The organism is Rhodococcus sp. HNM0569 (assembly GCF_012726205.1).
Taxonomy (GTDB): Bacteria; Actinomycetota; Actinomycetes; order Mycobacteriales; family Mycobacteriaceae; genus Rhodococcus_F.
Window position 1 is genome coordinate 110,274 of the sequence record NZ_JAASAE010000009.1, and the last position, 16,032, is coordinate 126,305.

A 16,032-nucleotide genomic window follows, 5' to 3' on the forward strand; every position below is an offset into this window, starting at 1 on the left:
GCCGAGCTTCGGATGCTCAGCCGAACGCTTCGTTGATGATCTCTTGCTGTTCGACAGCGTGCACCTTGCTCGAACCCGAGGACGGCGCGGACATCGAACGACGGGAGATGCGCTTGATGCCGGTGAGCTTGTCGGGCAGCAACTCGGGCAGCGCGAGGCCGAAGAACGGCCAGGCACCCTGGTTCGCCGGCTCCTCCTGGACCCAGAAGAACTCGCGGGCATTCGGGTACTGGTCGAGGGTCGCGCGCAGGCGGCGGCTCGGCACCGGGTACAGCTGCTCGATGCGGACGAGGGCGACGTCGTCGCGGCCGTCCTTGTCCTTCTTGGCCTTGAGTTCCCAGTACAGCTTGCCGCTCACGAGCAGGACGCGCGTGACCTTGCTGCGGTCGGCCTCGTCCTTCTCGTACGCGGGCTCCTCGAACACCGAGCGGAACTTGCCGGTGGTGAAGTCCTCGACCTCGCTGACCGCGGCCTTGTTGCGCAGCATCGACTTCGGGGTGAAGACGACCAGCGGACGGCGGATGCCGTCGAGCGAGTGACGACGCAGCAGGTGGAAGTAGCTGGCAGGAGTCGACGGGACGGCGACCGTCATCGAGCCCTCGGCGCACAGCTGCAGCCAGCGCTCGATGCGACCCGACGTGTGGTCGGGCCCCTGGCCCTCGTGGCCGTGCGGCAGCAGCAGCACGACGTCCGAGAGCTGGCCCCACTTGGCCTCACCCGAGCTGATGAACTCGTCGATGATCGACTGTGCACCGTTGACGAAGTCGCCGAACTGCGCCTCCCACAGCACGAGCGCCTCGGGGTTGCCCACCGAGTAGCCGTACTCGAAGCCGACCGCCGCGAACTCGGACAGCGCCGAGTCGTACACCATGAACTTGCCCTGGTCGCCGCCCAGGTTCTGCAGCGGCGTGTACTCCGCACCGGTCTTGCGGTCGATCAGCACCGAGTGGCGCTGCGTGAACGTGCCGCGGCGCGAGTCCTGACCGGACAGGCGCACCGTGCGGCCCTCGTCGACGAGCGAACCGAACGCAAGGAGCTCCGCGAACGCCCAGTCGATCTTGCCGTTGCGCGACATCTCGTGACGCTTCTCGACGACCGGCTTGACGCGCGGGTGGATCGTGAAGCCCTCGGGCACGTCGACGAACGCGTCGCCGATGCGCTCGAGCACGGACTTGTCGACGGCCGTGGTGAGCTTGACCGGCAGGGGCTGGTCGAGCTCGACCGACTCGGACGGCTCGGGCTGGTACTTCTCGAGCTCGCGCACCTCGTTGAAGACCCGCTCGAGCTGGCCCTGGTAATCGCGCAGCGCATCTTCCGCTTCCTTGAGCGAGATGTCGCCGCGGCCGATGAGGGCCTCGGTGTAGCTCTTCCGGACGCTGCGCTTGGTGTCGATGATGTCGTACATCTCGGGCTGCGTCATCGACGGGTCGTCGCCCTCGTTGTGGCCACGGCGCCGGTAGCAGATCATGTCGATCACGACGTCCTTGCCGAACTTCTCGCGGAAGTCGACGGCCAGCTGGGCCACCCACACGCACGCCTCGGGGTCGTCGCCGTTGACGTGGAAGATCGGCGCACCGATCATCTTCGCGACGTCCGTCGAGTACTCGGACGAACGCGAGTGCTCGGGCGCGGTGGTGAAGCCGACCTGGTTGTTGACGACGATGTGCACGGTGCCGCCGGTGCGGTAGCCGCGCAGCAACGCGAGGTTGAGGGTCTCGGCCACGACGCCCTGACCGGCGAACGCGGCGTCGCCGTGCAGCATGAGCGGGAGGACCGTGAACCCGTCCTCGCCCTTGTCGAGGATGTCCTGCTTCGCGCGGACGAGGCCCTCGAGCACGGGGTCGACCGCTTCGAGGTGCGACGGGTTGGCGGTGAGCGACACCTTGATGTCGTTGTCGCCGAACATCTGGATGTACGTGCCCTCGGCGCCGAGGTGGTACTTGACGTCGCCCGACCCGTGCGCGGCGGCCGGGTTCATGTTGCCCTCGAACTCGGTGAAGATCTTCGAGTACGGCTTTCCGACGATGTTGGCGAGCACGTTGAGGCGGCCACGGTGCGGCATGCCGATGACGACCTCGTCGAGCGTGTGCTCGGCGGCCTGGTCGATGACGGCGTCCATCATCGGGATGACCGACTCGGCGCCCTCGAGTGAGAAGCGCTTCTGGCCGACGTACTTCGTCTGCAGGAACGTCTCGAAGGCCTCGGCGGCGTTGAGCTTGCTCAGGATGTACTTCTGCTGAGCGACCGTCGGCTTGACGTGGGGAGCCTCGACGCGCTCCTGGATCCACTGCTGCTGCTCGGGCTCGAGGATGTGGGTGTACTCGACGCCGATGTGGCGGCAGTACGCGTCACGGAGCACCGCGAGGACGTCGCGGAGCTTCATCTGCTCCTTGCCCTGGAAGCCGCCCACCTTGAACCGGCGGTCGAGATCCCACAGCGTCAGCGCATGCGTCGTGATGTCGAGATCCGGATGGCTGCGGAACTTGTCCTTGACGAACTGCAGCGGATCCGTGTCGGCCATCAGGTGGCCGCGGTTGCGGTAGGCCGCGATGAGCTCGAGCACGCGCGTGCTCTTGTCGATCGCGCCCTCGGGGACGTCCTTGCGCCAGCGGACCGGCTCGTACGGGATCTCGAGCGCATGGAACAGCTCGTCGTAGAACTCGTCGCTGATCAGCAGGTTGTGGATCGTGCGCAGGAAATCGCCGGACTCGGCGCCCTGGATGATCCGGTGGTCGTAGGTCGAGGTGAGCGTCATGAGCTTGCCGACGCCCATCTCGGCGATCTTCTCGTCGCTCGCGCCCTGGAACTCGGCGGGGTACTCCATCGCACCCGCGCCGATGATCGCGCCCTGGCCCTTGGTGAGCCGCGGAACCGAGTGCACGGTGCCGATGCCGCCCGGGTTGGTGAGCGAGATCGTGACGCCGGAGAAGTCGTCGGCCGTGAGCTTGCCGTCGCGTGCGCGCCGGACGATGTCCTCGTACGCCGAGACGAACTGGGTGAAGCTCATGGTCTCGGTGTTCTTGATGGCGGCGACGACGAGGGAGCGGCTGCCGTCCTTGCCCGCGAGATCGATCGCGAGGCCGAGGTTGGTGTGTGCCGGGGTGACGGCGTTGGGCTTGCCGTCGATCTCCTCGTAGTGGCGGTTCATGTTCGGGAACGCCTTGACCGCCTGCACGATCGCGTAACCGAGGATGTGCGTGAACGACACCTTGCCGCCGCGCGTGCGCGCGAGGTGGTTGTTGACGACCACGCGGTTGTCGAACATCAGCTTCGCGGGAATCGCACGCACGCTGGTCGCGGTGGGCAGTTCGAGCGAGATGTTCATGTTCTTCGCGATGGCAGCAGCAGCACCGCGGAGAACCTTCTTCTCGTCCTGTGCCGGAGCTGCGGATTCCTTCGCGGCCGGCTTCGCCTTCTCGGCGGTAGCCGATCCGGTGGACTTGTCGGCGGTCGCAGGCTTGGCGGGTGCGGGAGCGCTCTTCGGCGAGGCGGGCCGGGGAGCGGGGGCCTCCGTCTTCCGGGTCGGTGCCGGGCCGGCGGCGGGAGCCGTGCTCGCGGCGGGCGCAGGGGTGGCGGTGCCGTTGCTGGTGGCGGCGCCGTTGGTCTTGGTCGCGGCGGCACCTGCAGCGGCGCCGTTGGTCGAGTGCCCGCCATTGCCCGCGGTGGCGGACTCGGGCTTGTAGTCGGTCAGGAATTCGTGCCAACTCGGATCGACGGAGGACGGGTCATCCTTGAAGCGCTGGTACATTTCGTCGACCAGCCACTGATTTTGTCCGAACTGGGATGTAGAGCTGCTGCTCACGGCAGGTGTTCGCCTCATTTCTTTTCTGGTACCCGATCAGAGCGCCTGGTTCGTGAGCCTAGTCCCGCGTGTGTGACGACCCGTTTCGCCGTCCGCGAAATGTGAGCTGGCTCACTGTCATGCGATGGGATCTCCATTTTCGATGCTCTCCGACCACAGATTATTCCGCTGTTGCTCGCGCGCCGCATCCCACAAGCGCGCATACGGACCTCCAGCGTGTCGGAGCTCGGCATGCTGTCCGTACTCCACGATACGACCTTCGTCGACCACGGCGATCGCATCGGCTCGCGCGGCCGTCGCGAGCCGATGCGCCACCACCACGGACGTACGTGATCGGGTGAGCCGCCCGCTCGCGTCGAGTACCGCGCGTTCGGTCGCAGGATCGAGCGTCGCGGTCGCCTCGTCGAGCAACAGCAGGTCGGGTTCCACCAGTTCGGCGCGCGCGAGCGCGATCAACTGACGCTGGCCCGCGGACAGGCCCTGCCCGCGTTCGCCGACCGGGTGGTTCATGCCGCCGCGCAGTGCCGCGATCGTGCCGAGCGCGCCGACCGATCGGGCCGCGGCCTCGATCTCGGCGCGCGTCGCGTCGGGCCTGCCGAACGCGATGTTCGACGCGACGGTGCCGGTGAACAGGTGCGCTTCCTGCGGCACGACGCCGAGCCGGTGCCGGTAGTCCGCGAGGCGGAACGCGCGCACGTCGACGTCGTCGAGGCGTACCGAGCCCGAGGTGGGGTCGTAGAAGCGTGCGAGGAGTTTCACGACGGTCGACTTGCCCGCGCCGGTCCGGCCGACGAGCGCGACGGTCGTGCCCGGCCTGATGTGCAGGTCGACATCGGAGAGCGCGTCGCGCTCGGCTCCCTGATACCGGAATCCGACGTCGTCGAGCCGGACGTCGCCCCGCAGACGGCCGCGGACGGGCGTCGCGTCGGTGCGGGTCGCGGTCTCGATCGAGCTGGGGGTGCGCAGCAGGTCGCCGATGCGGGTGAGGCCGACTCTGGCCTGCTGGTAGCCGTCGAACACCTGCGACAGCTGCTGGATGGGCACGAACAGCAGCCCGAGATACAGCACGAAGGCGACCAGGACGCCCGGCGACGTCGCGCCCGACGCGACCGCGCGGGCGCCGACGAACACGACGGCCGCGAGCGCGAGGTCCGACAGGAATGCGACGAACGGGAAGTACACGGAGATCGCCTGCTGCGAGCGCATGCGCGCCCGCCGGTAGCTGTCGGCGCGCTCGGCGAACCGCGCCGCGGCGTACCCCTCCCGCAGGTAGGCCTGCGCCGCGCGGAGGCCGGTGACGTTCTCCTGGAAGTCGGCGTTGACGAGCGAGATGCGCTCGCGCGAGGTCGCGTAGGCCTCCGACGACACCCGGCGGAACACGATCGTGGCGACGACGAGCGGCACGAGCGAGGACAGTGCGACGAGCGCGAGGGACATGTCGGTGACGAGCAGCGCGACCGAGATCCCCGCCAGGGTCAGCACCGACACGACGGCCGTCGACAGACCGGTCTGCAGGAACGACGACAATGCGTCGACGTCGGTGGTCATGCGGGTCATGATCCGGCCGGACAGCTCGCGTTCGTAGTAGTCGAGGCCGAGCCGTTGCAGGTGCGCGAAGCTGCGCACCCGCAGTCCGTACAGCACGCGTTCGCCCGCGCGTGCCGTGATCACCGTCATGACCGCGGCGACGATCCATCCGGCAGCGACGAGCGCCGCGCCGACACCTGCCGTCGTCCACAGCGCGGCCGGGTCGCCCGCGTCCACACCGTGGTCGACCGCGAACCGCACGATCGACGGGAACGCGATGTTCGCGAGCGAGTCGAACGCGAGGCATGCGACGACGGCGAGCAGCAGCCACCGCACCGGCCGCAGGATCGACAGCAGCCGGAAGTGCGGATCGGGCGTGCGCAGCGCCGCGGAATCCAGGTGCGGTTGTTCGGTCGCCGGTGGCAGTGCCGCCACGGCCGCGGTGAGCTCCGGGGTGGGCGCGAGACCGAGCGCCCCGCCCGGCCCGCCTGCCCGGCCACCCGTGTGACCGCCGCCCGCGGTGGGTGTCCGTGGACTCCTGCCCGTAGTCGGTCCCGGGGCGTGCTCGGTGGCAGGCCACAGCCGGGCAGCGGTGGGCTCGGCTTCGGTGAGCGCGGCATCGGGCGCGTCCGCGCCGTCGAGTGCGCCGGCATTCTCGGGGGCGGGCGCGTCGGTCGGCTCGGTGTCGGAGGACTCGTCGGCGAACAACTCGCGGAAGCGCGCAGACCGTTGCTCGAGTTCGTGGACCGTGCCGATGTCGGTGACGCGTCCGCCGTCGAGCACCGCGACCCGGTCGGCGAGCGTGAGCGTCGAGCGGCGGTGCGCGAGGATCAGCGCGGTGTTGTCGCGGTGTGCCCGTAGCGATGCGTAGATCGTGGCTTCCGTGGCCGCGTCGACGGCGCTCGTCGCGTCGTCGAGCACCAGGATGCGGGGATGCATCAGGAGCGCGCGGGCGAGCGCGATGCGTTGCCGCTGGCCACCCGAGAGCGTCAGGCCGCGTTCGCCGACCTCGGTGTCGTAGCCGTCGGGCAGAGCCGACACGAACTCGTCGGCAGCGGCCCGCCGGGCGGCCGAGCGGATCTCGTCGATCGACGCGTCGGGCCTGCCGAGGGCGATGTTGGCCGCGATCGTGTCGGAGAACAGGAACGGTTCGTCGAACACCAGCGACACCGCGCCGCGCAATTGTTCGGCGCGCACGTCGGCGATGTCGACGTCGCCGCGGCTCGACGTGAGGCACACGCGTCCACCGGACGGCGAGTAGAAGCGAGGAAGCAGCAGCGACAGCGCGGTCTTGCCGGAGCCTGCCGCGCCGACGACGGCGACACTCTCGCCCGGTTCGACCCGTAGGTCGAGGCCGCGCAGTGTGGTGCGGTCGGGCTCGAACCCGAAGGTGACGTCCTCGAATGCGAACCCGAGGGGGCCGTCCGGCACGTCGCAGGGGGCCGGCGGATCGGTGACCTCGGGTTCGGTGTCGATGACGTCGTACACCCGCTCGACCGCGGCGCGCGAGAGCTGCGCCATGACGACGACCTGGGACAGCGTGCGTGTCACCGACGTCATCGTGGTGACGTAGGTGGCGAACGCGAGGAAGGTGCCGATCGTGATGTGCCCGTGCAGCGCGAGATAGCCGCCGAGCGCGATCACCCCGACGAGACCGATCTGCGGCAGCGCCGACATGGTGGGGGTGAACCGCGCATTGAGTCGCGCGGCGCGCAGGCGTTCGCCGTACAGCGTGCGGCTGCGGTCGTCGAGCAGGTCGACCGCGCGGCGTTCCTGCCCGAAGCCCTTCACGACGCGTACACCGGTGACCGATTCCTCGACGTGCTCGGCGAGTTCGGCGGCCCGCTGCTGCGCCGACCACGTTGCGGCGAACAGCTTGGGCCGCACCGTGCGCACGACGAGCGCCGCGGCGGGCACGGTGACCAGCGCGACGAGCGTGAGCAGCGGCGAGAGCCACGCCATGATCACGAGGGCGAGCACGAACTGCAGCAGCGCGCCCGCCGACATCGGCACCATCGCGAGCAGACCCTGCACGAGCTGCAGATCGGTGATCGAGCGGGACACCACCTGACCGGTGCTGATGCGGTCCTGACCGCGGCCGTCGAGCCGCTGCAGCGACACCAGCAGGTCCAGCCGGAGATCGTGCTGTACGTCGAGCGAGAGTCGTCCCGCGAGCATGCGCCTGCCGTACTGGCAGGCGAATCGCACGCACGCGAGGAGCGCGATCGCGACGGCCGCGACAGTGATCACGCGGGCGGGCCGCACGTCCTGCGCCGCGTCGAGAGCGTACTTGGTGAGCAGGGGAAAGGAGATGTCGATGGCCGCGGCCACCGTGGTGACCGCGAGTGCGCCGATCGTGAGCGTGCGATGACGCATGCATTCGGCGAACAACCGGCGGATCCAGCCGGTGTGCGGCGAACGCGGACCCCCGCGATCGTCGTGCGTTCGCCGCACGCCGGTGCCGGAGTGTGCCTCGACCGCCATTGCATCCACGCTAGACCGCGCGGGCGACAGCGCGGTCGGCGAGTGGGTCAGGTGATGTCGCGGGTGCGCAGGCGCAGCCAGCCGGCCGCGACCGCGACCGCCGTCCAGAAGAGCACGACCAGGGGAGCGAACGGCCACCCGGGCAGCCAGTCGACGCCGTCGGTGACGGCGCCGACCACGGTGCCGAGAGTCGCGGAGACGGGCAGGACGTCGGCGACGCCGCCGATCCCGAGCCCGGCGAGGATCGCCCGCACGATCAGCTCGCCGAATGCATACCAGACGACGAGCCCGACGACCGTGCCGACGGACGCCCCGGTGACCAGCACGACGCCCGTCCCGATCCACGCCCACGCGATCGCGAGGACGACGCCGAGGCCGAGCACGGTGAACAGGTCGCCGCCGAAGGCGACGTCGCCACCGCCGAAGGCGACGAGGGCGCCGACACACACGACGTCGACGACGATCGCGTAGGCCGCTGCGACGGCCGCGGTGACGGCGAGCTTCGCCGCGACGACGCGGTCGCGATTGCCGGATGTGGCGAATGTCGTGGTGAGCGTGCCGTATCGCGCTTCGCTGCCGCCGTTGACGGCGCCGAAGACTGCTGCGAACAGCACGACGACGAACAGTGCCGTGCCGACCCCGAACAGCGTCGCGGCCAGATCGGCGGCCGAGCGTTCGCCTTCGAGGTTGTCTGCCACCAGGCTCGTGGTGGGGACGGTGAGTGCGCTCGAGAACAGGCCGACCGTGAGCGGGGCGAGCCCGAGAACCCACCAGAACCGCAGCGACAGCACCTTGCGCGCCTCGGCGACGAGCAGACCGGTCATCGGGGTCCTCCCGGAACGTGCGGCGGTGGGTAGCCGGGTGGCGGCCCGTACCCAGACCCCGGAGGTGGCCCGTATCCGGGCGGGGGTGGACCGTGCGGGTGTGGCGGAGGGCCCGGCGGAACGTACCCGGCCGGTGGCAGCGGCGCGCCGTAGCCGCCGGGTGCCGCGGCCGTCGCACCCGCGACGTAGTCGGGCGCGGTCATCGCGAGGAACAGTTGTTCGAGGTCGACCTGTTCGTCGACGACACCGAAGATCGTCACGTGCGCGTCGTGCGCGGCCGCGGCAAGGGCGCGTTCGTCGGCGCCGAGTACCGCGAGCCTGCCGTCGCGCAGCGAACGTGCGTCGGGGAATCCGTGTCCCGAGAGGGCGAGGGCGAGCGCCGCAGGGTCCGAGCACGCGACGAGCAGCCTGCTGTGTTGTGCGCGACGCAGGGCCTCGAGCGTGCCCTGGTACACGAGCGATCCGCGGCTCACGACGAGCACACGGTCGATGATCTGCTGCACCTGCGGCAGCACGTGCGACGACAGCAGCACCGTGCCGCCCCGTGCGGCGAACTCGGTGAGCTGTGCCCGCAGCCATGCGATGCCCTGCGGATCCAGGCCGTTGGCTGGTTCGTCGAGCACGAGCACGCTCGGGTCGCCCAGCAGCGCCGTCGCGAGCGCGAGTCGCCCGCGCATGCCGAGCGAGAACTCGCCGACGCGTCTGCGCGCGACAGCGAGGAGCCCGACCTGATCGAGGACGTCGTCGGCGCGCCGGTCCGGGACGCCCATCGCGGCGGTGTAGATGCGCAGGTGCTCGCGTGCCGTGCGTTTGGGATGCATCGTCTGCGCATCGAGCACGGCACCGACGACGCGGCCGGGAGCGCGCATCGACCGCACCGGTTCGCCGTGTACGAGCGCGAAACCCGCGGTGGGCGTCACGAGCCCGAGGGCCATCCGCAGTGTGGTCGTCTTGCCCGAGCCGTTCGGGCCGAGGAAACCGGTGATCGAACCTCGCGGCACGGCGAACGACATGTCGTGCACCGCGTCCACGTCGCCGAAGCTCTTCGCGAGCCCGACCGCCTCGATCGCGGCGCTCACGCAAGACCCTCCGGCTCGATCGCGCCGCGCTCCCAGCGCGCGGGCGCCGGCCCGAATGCATCACGAGAGTTGCGCACGATCGACTTGCCGATCGCCCGGTTGCCCGCACCGCCGATCGCGGCGCCGATGCCCGCGGGCACGAGCTTGCCGAGCACCAGGGCGCTGCGCCGCGCGGCGTACTTGGTCGCGAACTTGCGCACGAGAGAGTTGTTCATCGTCCGCAGTACCGGCGCGGGAACCTTGCCGTCGAGAGCGCGGGCCCAGTGCGCGGTGCGCTTGCCCGTCGCGTGCTGCACGATCTCCATCCCCGCCTCGCCGAGCACGACCGACAGCACGAGCGCGCGGCGTTGCTGGTGATCATCCACGGGCACCCCGTGCACGGCCGCGACACCGAGCGTGAACAAGGCCGCCGCCTCCAGGAAGAATGCGGACTCGGCGCCGATCGCCGCGAACGACGCGACGGTGCCGACGCCCGGCACGGCGGCCGTCGCACCGACCGCACCGCCGCTGCCGGTGACGGCCGCGAGGAATCGGGACTCGAGACGAGCGACGATCTGCTCGGGAGTGTCGTCGGGATGTGCTGCGCGCAACCGGGCGACGTACTTCTCGACCGCGGGGCCCTGGAGACGACCCGCGTTGTCGAGCAGCGACGCGAGTGACTTCTCGATCCGTCCGGGCTTGTCGGCCACGCCCACCCCTTCCGATTCGTTCCCTGCCTGCCGTGCCGACCCTATGCGAGATCGTCCGCGCTCGGCGATCGCCCGCAGTCGCCTGCTCGTCGGCGCTCGTCGTCTTCCCCACGTGTCGTGTTCGTGCCTACGCTGGAGACGTGAGTGTCACGACCGCACACACCGAGAAGGTGGACGGCGCCGGGCACGTACCGCCCGCGGAGCTTCGACCCTACGTCGGCGACTACGTCGGGTACGAGCTCGTCGGCTTCGCCGCGGGTACGCACCTGGGCCTGCCTGCGCCCACGCTGACGGTCATCGTCACCTTCGAACCGGACGTGGTGATCTCGCGGGCGGTGCTGCCTGCACAGTCGGGCACCGCCTACGAAACGCTCGCGAGCGGCATCACCACCGGATCGGTCACGATCGCGCACGACGGCACGCAGCGTGGCGTCCAACTCGAGTTCACGCCGCTCGGCGCGCGGGCGCTGTTCGGACTGCCGCCGGCCGAGCTCGGATCGTGGCTCGTCGATCTGGGCGACGTGCTCGGCCGCGACGCGGTCGAATTGCGCGAGCGTGCCGCCGAGCGCGCCACGTGGCCGGAGCGGTTCGCCGTGGTCGACGACATCCTGCTGCGGCGGCTGCGTGCGCTGGGCGAGCACACGGCGCCGGACCGGTCGCTGCGGCACGCGTGGCACCGGCTCGTGTCGGACGGGAATGCGCGGGTGGGTGCCGTCGCAGCCGAGATCGGGTGGAGCCGTCGGCGTCTCGCGGCCGCATTCGGTGCGGAATTCGGGGTGACGCCGAAGGATGCGGGCCGGTTGGGGCGGTTCGCGCGATCGCACCGCATGCTGAAGGCGACGGGAGTGCCCGATCTCGCCGACGTCGCGGTGCAGTGCGGTTTCTACGACCAGGCGCACATGACGCGCGAGTGGAACGCGTTCGCCGGTACGACTCCGGCGCGGTGGCGCCGCGACGAGGTGTTCCCAATCGTCCAATACGACGAGACCGACGGCGACGCACAGTGACGGTATGACCACTACAGCGAACACCGACAGGACGAACGAGACCATGACCGACCACGACGACACGCGTGCGGGCGATGCCGTGCGGCCCGCCTTCCGCTACCGCGACGCGAAGGCGGCGATCGCCTTTCTCGAAACCGCCTTCGGATTCGAACCCGTTGCGGTGTACGAGAACCCGGACACCGGATCGATCGACCACGCCGAACTGGCCTGGCCGCTCGGCGGCGGAGTCATGCTCGGCTCGGTGCGCGAGGACAGCGCGATCGCGGGGCTGCTCCCGGGCACCGGGTCCGTGTACGTCGTCACCGACGCGCCGGACGAGCTGTACGCGCGGGCACGGGCAGCCGGGGCCGAGATCGTGCAGGGTCTGCGCGACGAGGACTACGGCTCACGAGGATTCACGTGCCGCGATCCAGAAGGGGTGTACTGGAGCTTCGGCACCTACCGCGGCGCAGGCCCGTCCGGCGACTGAGTCGCTAGTGCGCACCGTGCCCGGCGGGCACCACCTCGGCGGCGACGGGCGGCGGGGGGGGTGTGCCGTCGCCGAACGGCCGACCACCCAGCTCTTCGCGGTGGTGCGCGGTGAGCCAGTTCGCCAGCGCCGGGCCCTTCGGCACGATCCGCGTCGGATTGATGTCCGCGTGCACGATGTAGTAGTGCTGCTTGATCTGCACGAAGTCGATCGTGTCGCCGAAGCCCGGCGTCTGGAAGAGGTCGCGCGCGTACGCCCACAGCACGGGCATCTCGCTGAGCTTGGTGCGATTGCATTTGAAATGCCCGTGGTAGACGGGATCGAACCGGGCGAGCGTCGTGAACAGTCGCACGTCGGCCTCGGTGATCGTGTCGCCCACGAGATAGCGCTGCCGGCTCAGGCGGTCCGCGAGCCAGTCGAGGGCGGTGAACAGCCGGTCGTACGCGGCGTCGTAGGCATCCTGTGATCCCGCGAAGCCGGCCCGGTAGACGCCGTTGTTGACCTCCGTGAACACGCGGTGGGCGACGTCGTCGATCTCGTCGCGCGCTCGCTCGGGATACAGCTCGGGCGCTCCCTCGCGGTGGTGAGCAGTCCACTCGGTCGAGAAGTCGAGCGTGATCTGGTTGAAGTCGTTCGTGACCACCCCGCCGCTCGGAACGTCCACGATCGCGGGGACGGTGATGCCCCGCGGATAGTCGGGATACCGCGCGAAATACGCATCCTGCAGACGCGGGATCTTCAGTACGGGATCGACGCCGCCGGGGTCGAGATCGAACGTCCAGCTGCGCTCGTCGTGCGTCGGGCCGCACAGGCCGAGAGAGAGCGCGTCCTCGAGGCCGAGGAGCCTGCGCACGATGAGCGTGCGGTTCGCCCACGGGCACGCGCGGGCGGCCACCAGCCGGTAACGGCCTGCCTCGACCGGCCATCCGTCGCGGCCGTCGATCGTGATCCGGTCGGCGATGTAGCGCATGTCGCGCGAGTACTCTTTCCCGGGCTCGACGTACTGGCCTTGCGCGGCTTCGGATCTCGAGTGCTCAGTCGTCACTGCCGGTTCCTTCCGAGGGTTGGGTGCCCGGTCGATCTGGTGGTGGGTTGTCGGGGCGGCCGAGGGCGACCTCGACGTAACTGCCCACGTCGTCGAAACCGGTGCGCTCCGCGAGGGCGCGGGCCGCGCGGTTGTCGCGGTGCCATTGCAGTTGCGGGATCAACCCTTGATCGAGTGCGTCGTCCGCGGTCAGGCTCAGCGCGGTCGCGCCGAGGCCGAGTCGGCGCTGCGCGGGCGCGGTGAGCACACCCGTGTCGGCGAGGAAGCCTTCGAATTCGTCGTAGCCAGCACCGGCGAGCGGGTCGTGCTCGTCGCTGAGCACGACGAACCTCCGGTCGCGCGTGGACACGTGTGCATCGGCGATGTCGTCCGGTGGGCACAGTGTTTCGAGTGCACTCGCGTCGGCGGGGTCGTGTGACACGAGCGGCGGCGGTTCGGGCGCGAGAGTCGTGTAGTCGATCGCGAAGCCGAGCGTGATCGGCCCTGCGCAGCGGCCCGAATGGTCGTGGGTCAAACCGAGAAGGGTCGCGGGCTCGAGCAATTCGGCGAGCGTGCGTTCGGCCGCGCGTTCGACCATCCACGACGGCCCGACGAGTGCGGCCGCGTCGCCGATGCGGACGAAGCGGACCACGGCGGACGAGTCGTCGACGGCGGCGGCGTACCCGCCCGCGGCGAGGGCGTCGTCGGTGAGACCGAGTCGGCGGGCCCACGCGAGACGCACGATGTCGAGATGGTGCTGATCCACGCCTCCACGTTAGTGGGCGGGGCCCCGTCGGCCGGTCACCTTCGGGCGCGGGCCGTCCGCCGTTGCCGCGCCCGCCGACGCCCGCGTAGAGTCCATCCCGAATATTCCGTCTGGAGTATTCGGGATGGAACATCCGTAGTGCGAGCCGGGAATCGGCAGCGCACCATCGACGGGAGGCGACGTGGCGGAACTGACGCCGCTCGGGGTCACCGTGCTCGGCCTGCTGGTCGAGCGTCCGATGCACCCCTACGAGATGGTGCAACTCGCGACGGCGCGGCGCGATCACCTGGTCAAGGTTCGCCCCGGCTCGCTGTACCACACCGTCACTCGTCTGCAGGGCGGCGGATTCGTGCGCGAGTGCGGCACCGACCGCGCAGGCAACCGACCCGAACGCACCGTGTACGAGATCACCGAGGCCGGCCGCACCGCTTTCCATGAGAGGGTGGCCGACATTCTCGCCGCGCCCGCCCGCGAATACCTCCAATTCCCCCTCGCGCTGGCCGAAGCCCACAACCTCGACGTGGACACCGTCGCCGGGCTGCTCGGGGAGCGCATCGCAGCGCGCGAACACGAACTCGGCGCGCTCGACGACCGGCTGCGCGCCGCTCGCGACGGCGGTGTGCCCGACCTGTTCACGCTCGGCGCGCGCTACCAGCAGACGCTCGCGAGAGCCGAGGTCGAGTGGTTGCGCACGCTCGTCGTCGACATCCGGGCGGGGGCGATCCCGTGGCTCGACTCGGACGAGGTGATCGCGCAATTGCGGCGCCCGGGCGGCCGGGAACCCTCCGAGGGCCGGGCACAGCGGAACGACACCGCAACCCCCATGACAGACACAGCGAGCACGAGCCATACCGAGGCAGGCGGACGATGACCGAGACAGAACGCAATCCGTGGCCCGCACTGTGGGCACTCGTCGTGGGGTTCTTCATGATCCTCGTCGACTCGACGATCGTCGCGGTCGCCAACCCCGCGATCATGACGGCTCTCGGGTCGGACGTGAATCAGGTCGTGTGGGTCACCAGCGCGTACCTGCTCACCTACGCGGTCCCGCTGCTCGTCACGGGTAGGCTCGGCGACCGTTTCGGCCCGAAGAATGTCTACCTCCTCGGGCTCGTGATCTTCACGCTCGCGTCGCTGTGGTGCGGTCTGTCGGGGTCGATCGCGATGCTGATCGCCGCGCGTGCCGTGCAGGGGCTCGGTGCCGCGCTCATGACGCCACAGACGATGGCCGTCATCACGCGCACGTTCGCTCCCGACCGCCGCGGCGCCGCGATGGGCTTGTGGGGTGCGGTCGCGGGTGTCGCGACGCTCGTCGGCCCGCTCGCGGGTGGTGTGCTGGTCGACGGTCTCGGCTGGGAGTGGATCTTCTTCGTCAACGTGCCCGTCGGGGTCGTCGCGTTCGCGCTCGCGTGGCGGCTCGTGCCGTCGCTCGACACGCACACCCATTCGTTCGACATCCCGGGGGTCGTGCTCAGCGCTGTCGGCATGTTCCTGCTGGTGTTCGGCATCCAGGAGGGGAGCTCGCAAGACTGGAATCTCGTGGTGTGGCTGTGCATCGCCGCGGGCGTCGTGGTGCTCGGAATCTTCCTCTACTCGCAATCGCGCGACGTCGCGGAGCCGCTGCTGCCGCTGCGGCTGTTCCGTGACCGCAACTTCAGCCTGGCGAATGTCGCGATCACGTCGATGGGTTTCGCGGTGACGTCGATGGTGTTGCCGCTCATGTTCTACGCGCAGGCCGTGCGCGGGCTGAGCCCCACGGGTGCGGCGCTGCTCATGGTGCCGATGGCCGTCATCACCGGCATCTGCGCGCCGTTCGTCGGCCGTCTCGTGGACCGCACGCACCCGCGGTACATCGCGGGCAGCGGCTTCCTGATGTTCGCGATCGCCCTCGGGTGGCTCGCACTCGTCATGACGCCCGACTCGCCGACCTGGCAGCTCCTGATCCCGATCGGACTGATCGGTCTCGGCAACGCCTGCATCTGGTCGCCGCTCGCGGCGACCGCGACGCACGACCTGCCGCCACACCAGGCGGGTGCGGGCGCGGGCGTGTACAACACGACGCGTCAGGTGGGCGCGGTGCTCGGCAGTGCCGCGATGGCCGCCCTCATCACCGCGCGGCTGTCCGCACAGGGGCTCGGTGGGGGCGGCGGCTCCACCGAGGCGGGCGTGCAGCACCTCCCGGAAGCGATCCACGAGCCGTTCGCGACGGCGATGTCGCAGTCGGTGATGCTGCCCGCCGCCGTGCTGCTGGTCGGATTCGTCGCCTCGGTGCTGTTCGCGCGACCGATCCGGGCGGCCCGCCCGGCCGCCGGCGACCGCGCGGCAGAGGCCGGAGTGCAGGGCTGACCCACACGCAGCGTG

11 protein-coding genes are annotated in these 16,032 nt (G+C 69.9%); 4 read left to right on the forward strand and 7 right to left on the reverse strand.

The window, feature by feature from the left end; all coding sequences use genetic code 11:
• Positions 1–16: 16 nt before the first annotated feature.
• The 5 genes from HCA44_RS14070 to HCA44_RS14090 all read right to left on the reverse strand — a co-directional run bounded on the left by HCA44_RS14070 (position 17) and on the right by HCA44_RS14090 (position 10,405).
• Positions 17–3,802, reverse strand: a complete 3,786-nt coding sequence (locus tag HCA44_RS14070) for a multifunctional oxoglutarate decarboxylase/oxoglutarate dehydrogenase thiamine pyrophosphate-binding subunit/dihydrolipoyllysine-residue succinyltransferase subunit (protein WP_346764719.1) — start codon at positions 3,800–3,802, stop codon at positions 17–19.
• Positions 3,803–3,919: 117 nt separating this feature from the next.
• Positions 3,920–7,813 (reverse strand): ABC transporter ATP-binding protein, encoded by a 3,894-nt coding sequence (locus tag HCA44_RS14075; RefSeq protein WP_169649391.1) that lies wholly within the window; start codon positions 7,811–7,813, stop codon positions 3,920–3,922.
• A gap of 47 nt (positions 7,814–7,860) precedes the next feature.
• Positions 7,861–8,637: a hypothetical protein gene (locus HCA44_RS14080; protein WP_169649393.1), complete on the reverse strand. Its 777-nt coding sequence runs from the start codon at positions 8,635–8,637 to the stop codon at positions 7,861–7,863.
• Complete coding sequence (locus HCA44_RS14085) at positions 8,634–9,716, reverse strand: ATP-binding cassette domain-containing protein (RefSeq protein WP_346764720.1); 1,083 nt, start codon at positions 9,714–9,716, stop codon at positions 8,634–8,636. Before HCA44_RS14085 ends, HCA44_RS14080 begins: the two co-directional genes overlap by 4 nt.
• Entirely contained in the window at positions 9,713–10,405 is a 693-nt protein-coding gene (locus HCA44_RS14090) for a hypothetical protein (protein WP_169649394.1), read from the reverse strand. Before HCA44_RS14090 ends, HCA44_RS14085 begins: the two co-directional genes overlap by 4 nt.
• A 140-nt stretch (positions 10,406–10,545) precedes the next feature.
• Here HCA44_RS14090 and HCA44_RS14095 point away from each other — a divergent pair, with 140 nt between their 5' ends.
• Together HCA44_RS14095 and HCA44_RS14100 are read left to right on the forward strand one after the other, a co-directional pair.
• Positions 10,546–11,412: a helix-turn-helix domain-containing protein gene (locus tag HCA44_RS14095; RefSeq protein ID WP_346764721.1), complete on the forward strand. Its 867-nt coding sequence runs from the start codon at positions 10,546–10,548 to the stop codon at positions 11,410–11,412.
• Between the two features lie 43 nt (positions 11,413–11,455).
• A complete protein-coding gene (locus HCA44_RS14100; protein WP_169649483.1) occupies positions 11,456–11,881 on the forward strand; it encodes a VOC family protein in 426 nt (141 codons plus the stop codon).
• 4 nt (positions 11,882–11,885) lie between these two features.
• Here the strand turns inward: HCA44_RS14100 and HCA44_RS14105 are convergent, their stop codons facing one another.
• Positions 11,886–12,851, reverse strand: coding sequence for a glutathione S-transferase C-terminal domain-containing protein (locus tag HCA44_RS14105; RefSeq protein WP_169649484.1), 966 nt, complete (start codon positions 12,849–12,851; stop codon positions 11,886–11,888).
• Between the two features lie 64 nt (positions 12,852–12,915).
• Complete coding sequence (locus tag HCA44_RS14110; protein ID WP_169649396.1) at positions 12,916–13,671, reverse strand: GNAT family N-acetyltransferase; 756 nt, start codon at positions 13,669–13,671, stop codon at positions 12,916–12,918.
• Positions 13,672–13,852: 181 nt separating this feature from the next.
• On the opposite strand from HCA44_RS14110, the gene HCA44_RS14115 reads away from it, so the two are divergent.
• Complete coding sequence (locus HCA44_RS14115; RefSeq protein WP_346764722.1) at positions 13,853–14,542, forward strand: PadR family transcriptional regulator; 690 nt, start codon at positions 13,853–13,855, stop codon at positions 14,540–14,542.
• Positions 14,539–16,017: a DHA2 family efflux MFS transporter permease subunit gene (locus HCA44_RS14120; protein WP_169649398.1), complete on the forward strand. Its 1,479-nt coding sequence runs from the start codon at positions 14,539–14,541 to the stop codon at positions 16,015–16,017. The genes HCA44_RS14115 and HCA44_RS14120 overlap by 4 nt, the downstream gene beginning before the upstream one ends.
• Positions 16,018–16,032: the final 15 nt, after the last annotated feature.

Bases quoted from the DNA above. Each gene is read 5' to 3' on its own strand.
- HCA44_RS14100 (WP_169649483.1), top strand. From the start codon at position 11,456: ATGACCGACCACGACGACACGCGTGCGGGCGATGCCGTGCGGCCCGCC.
- HCA44_RS14105 (WP_169649484.1), bottom strand. From the start codon at position 12,851: ATGCGCTACATCGCCGACCGGATCACGATCGACGGCCGCGACGGATGG.
- HCA44_RS14075 (WP_169649391.1), bottom strand. From the start codon at position 7,813: ATGGCGGTCGAGGCACACTCCGGCACCGGCGTGCGGCGAACGCACGAC.
- HCA44_RS14120 (WP_169649398.1), top strand. From the start codon at position 14,539: ATGACCGAGACAGAACGCAATCCGTGGCCCGCACTGTGGGCACTCGTC.
- HCA44_RS14080 (WP_169649393.1), bottom strand. From the start codon at position 8,637: ATGACCGGTCTGCTCGTCGCCGAGGCGCGCAAGGTGCTGTCGCTGCGG.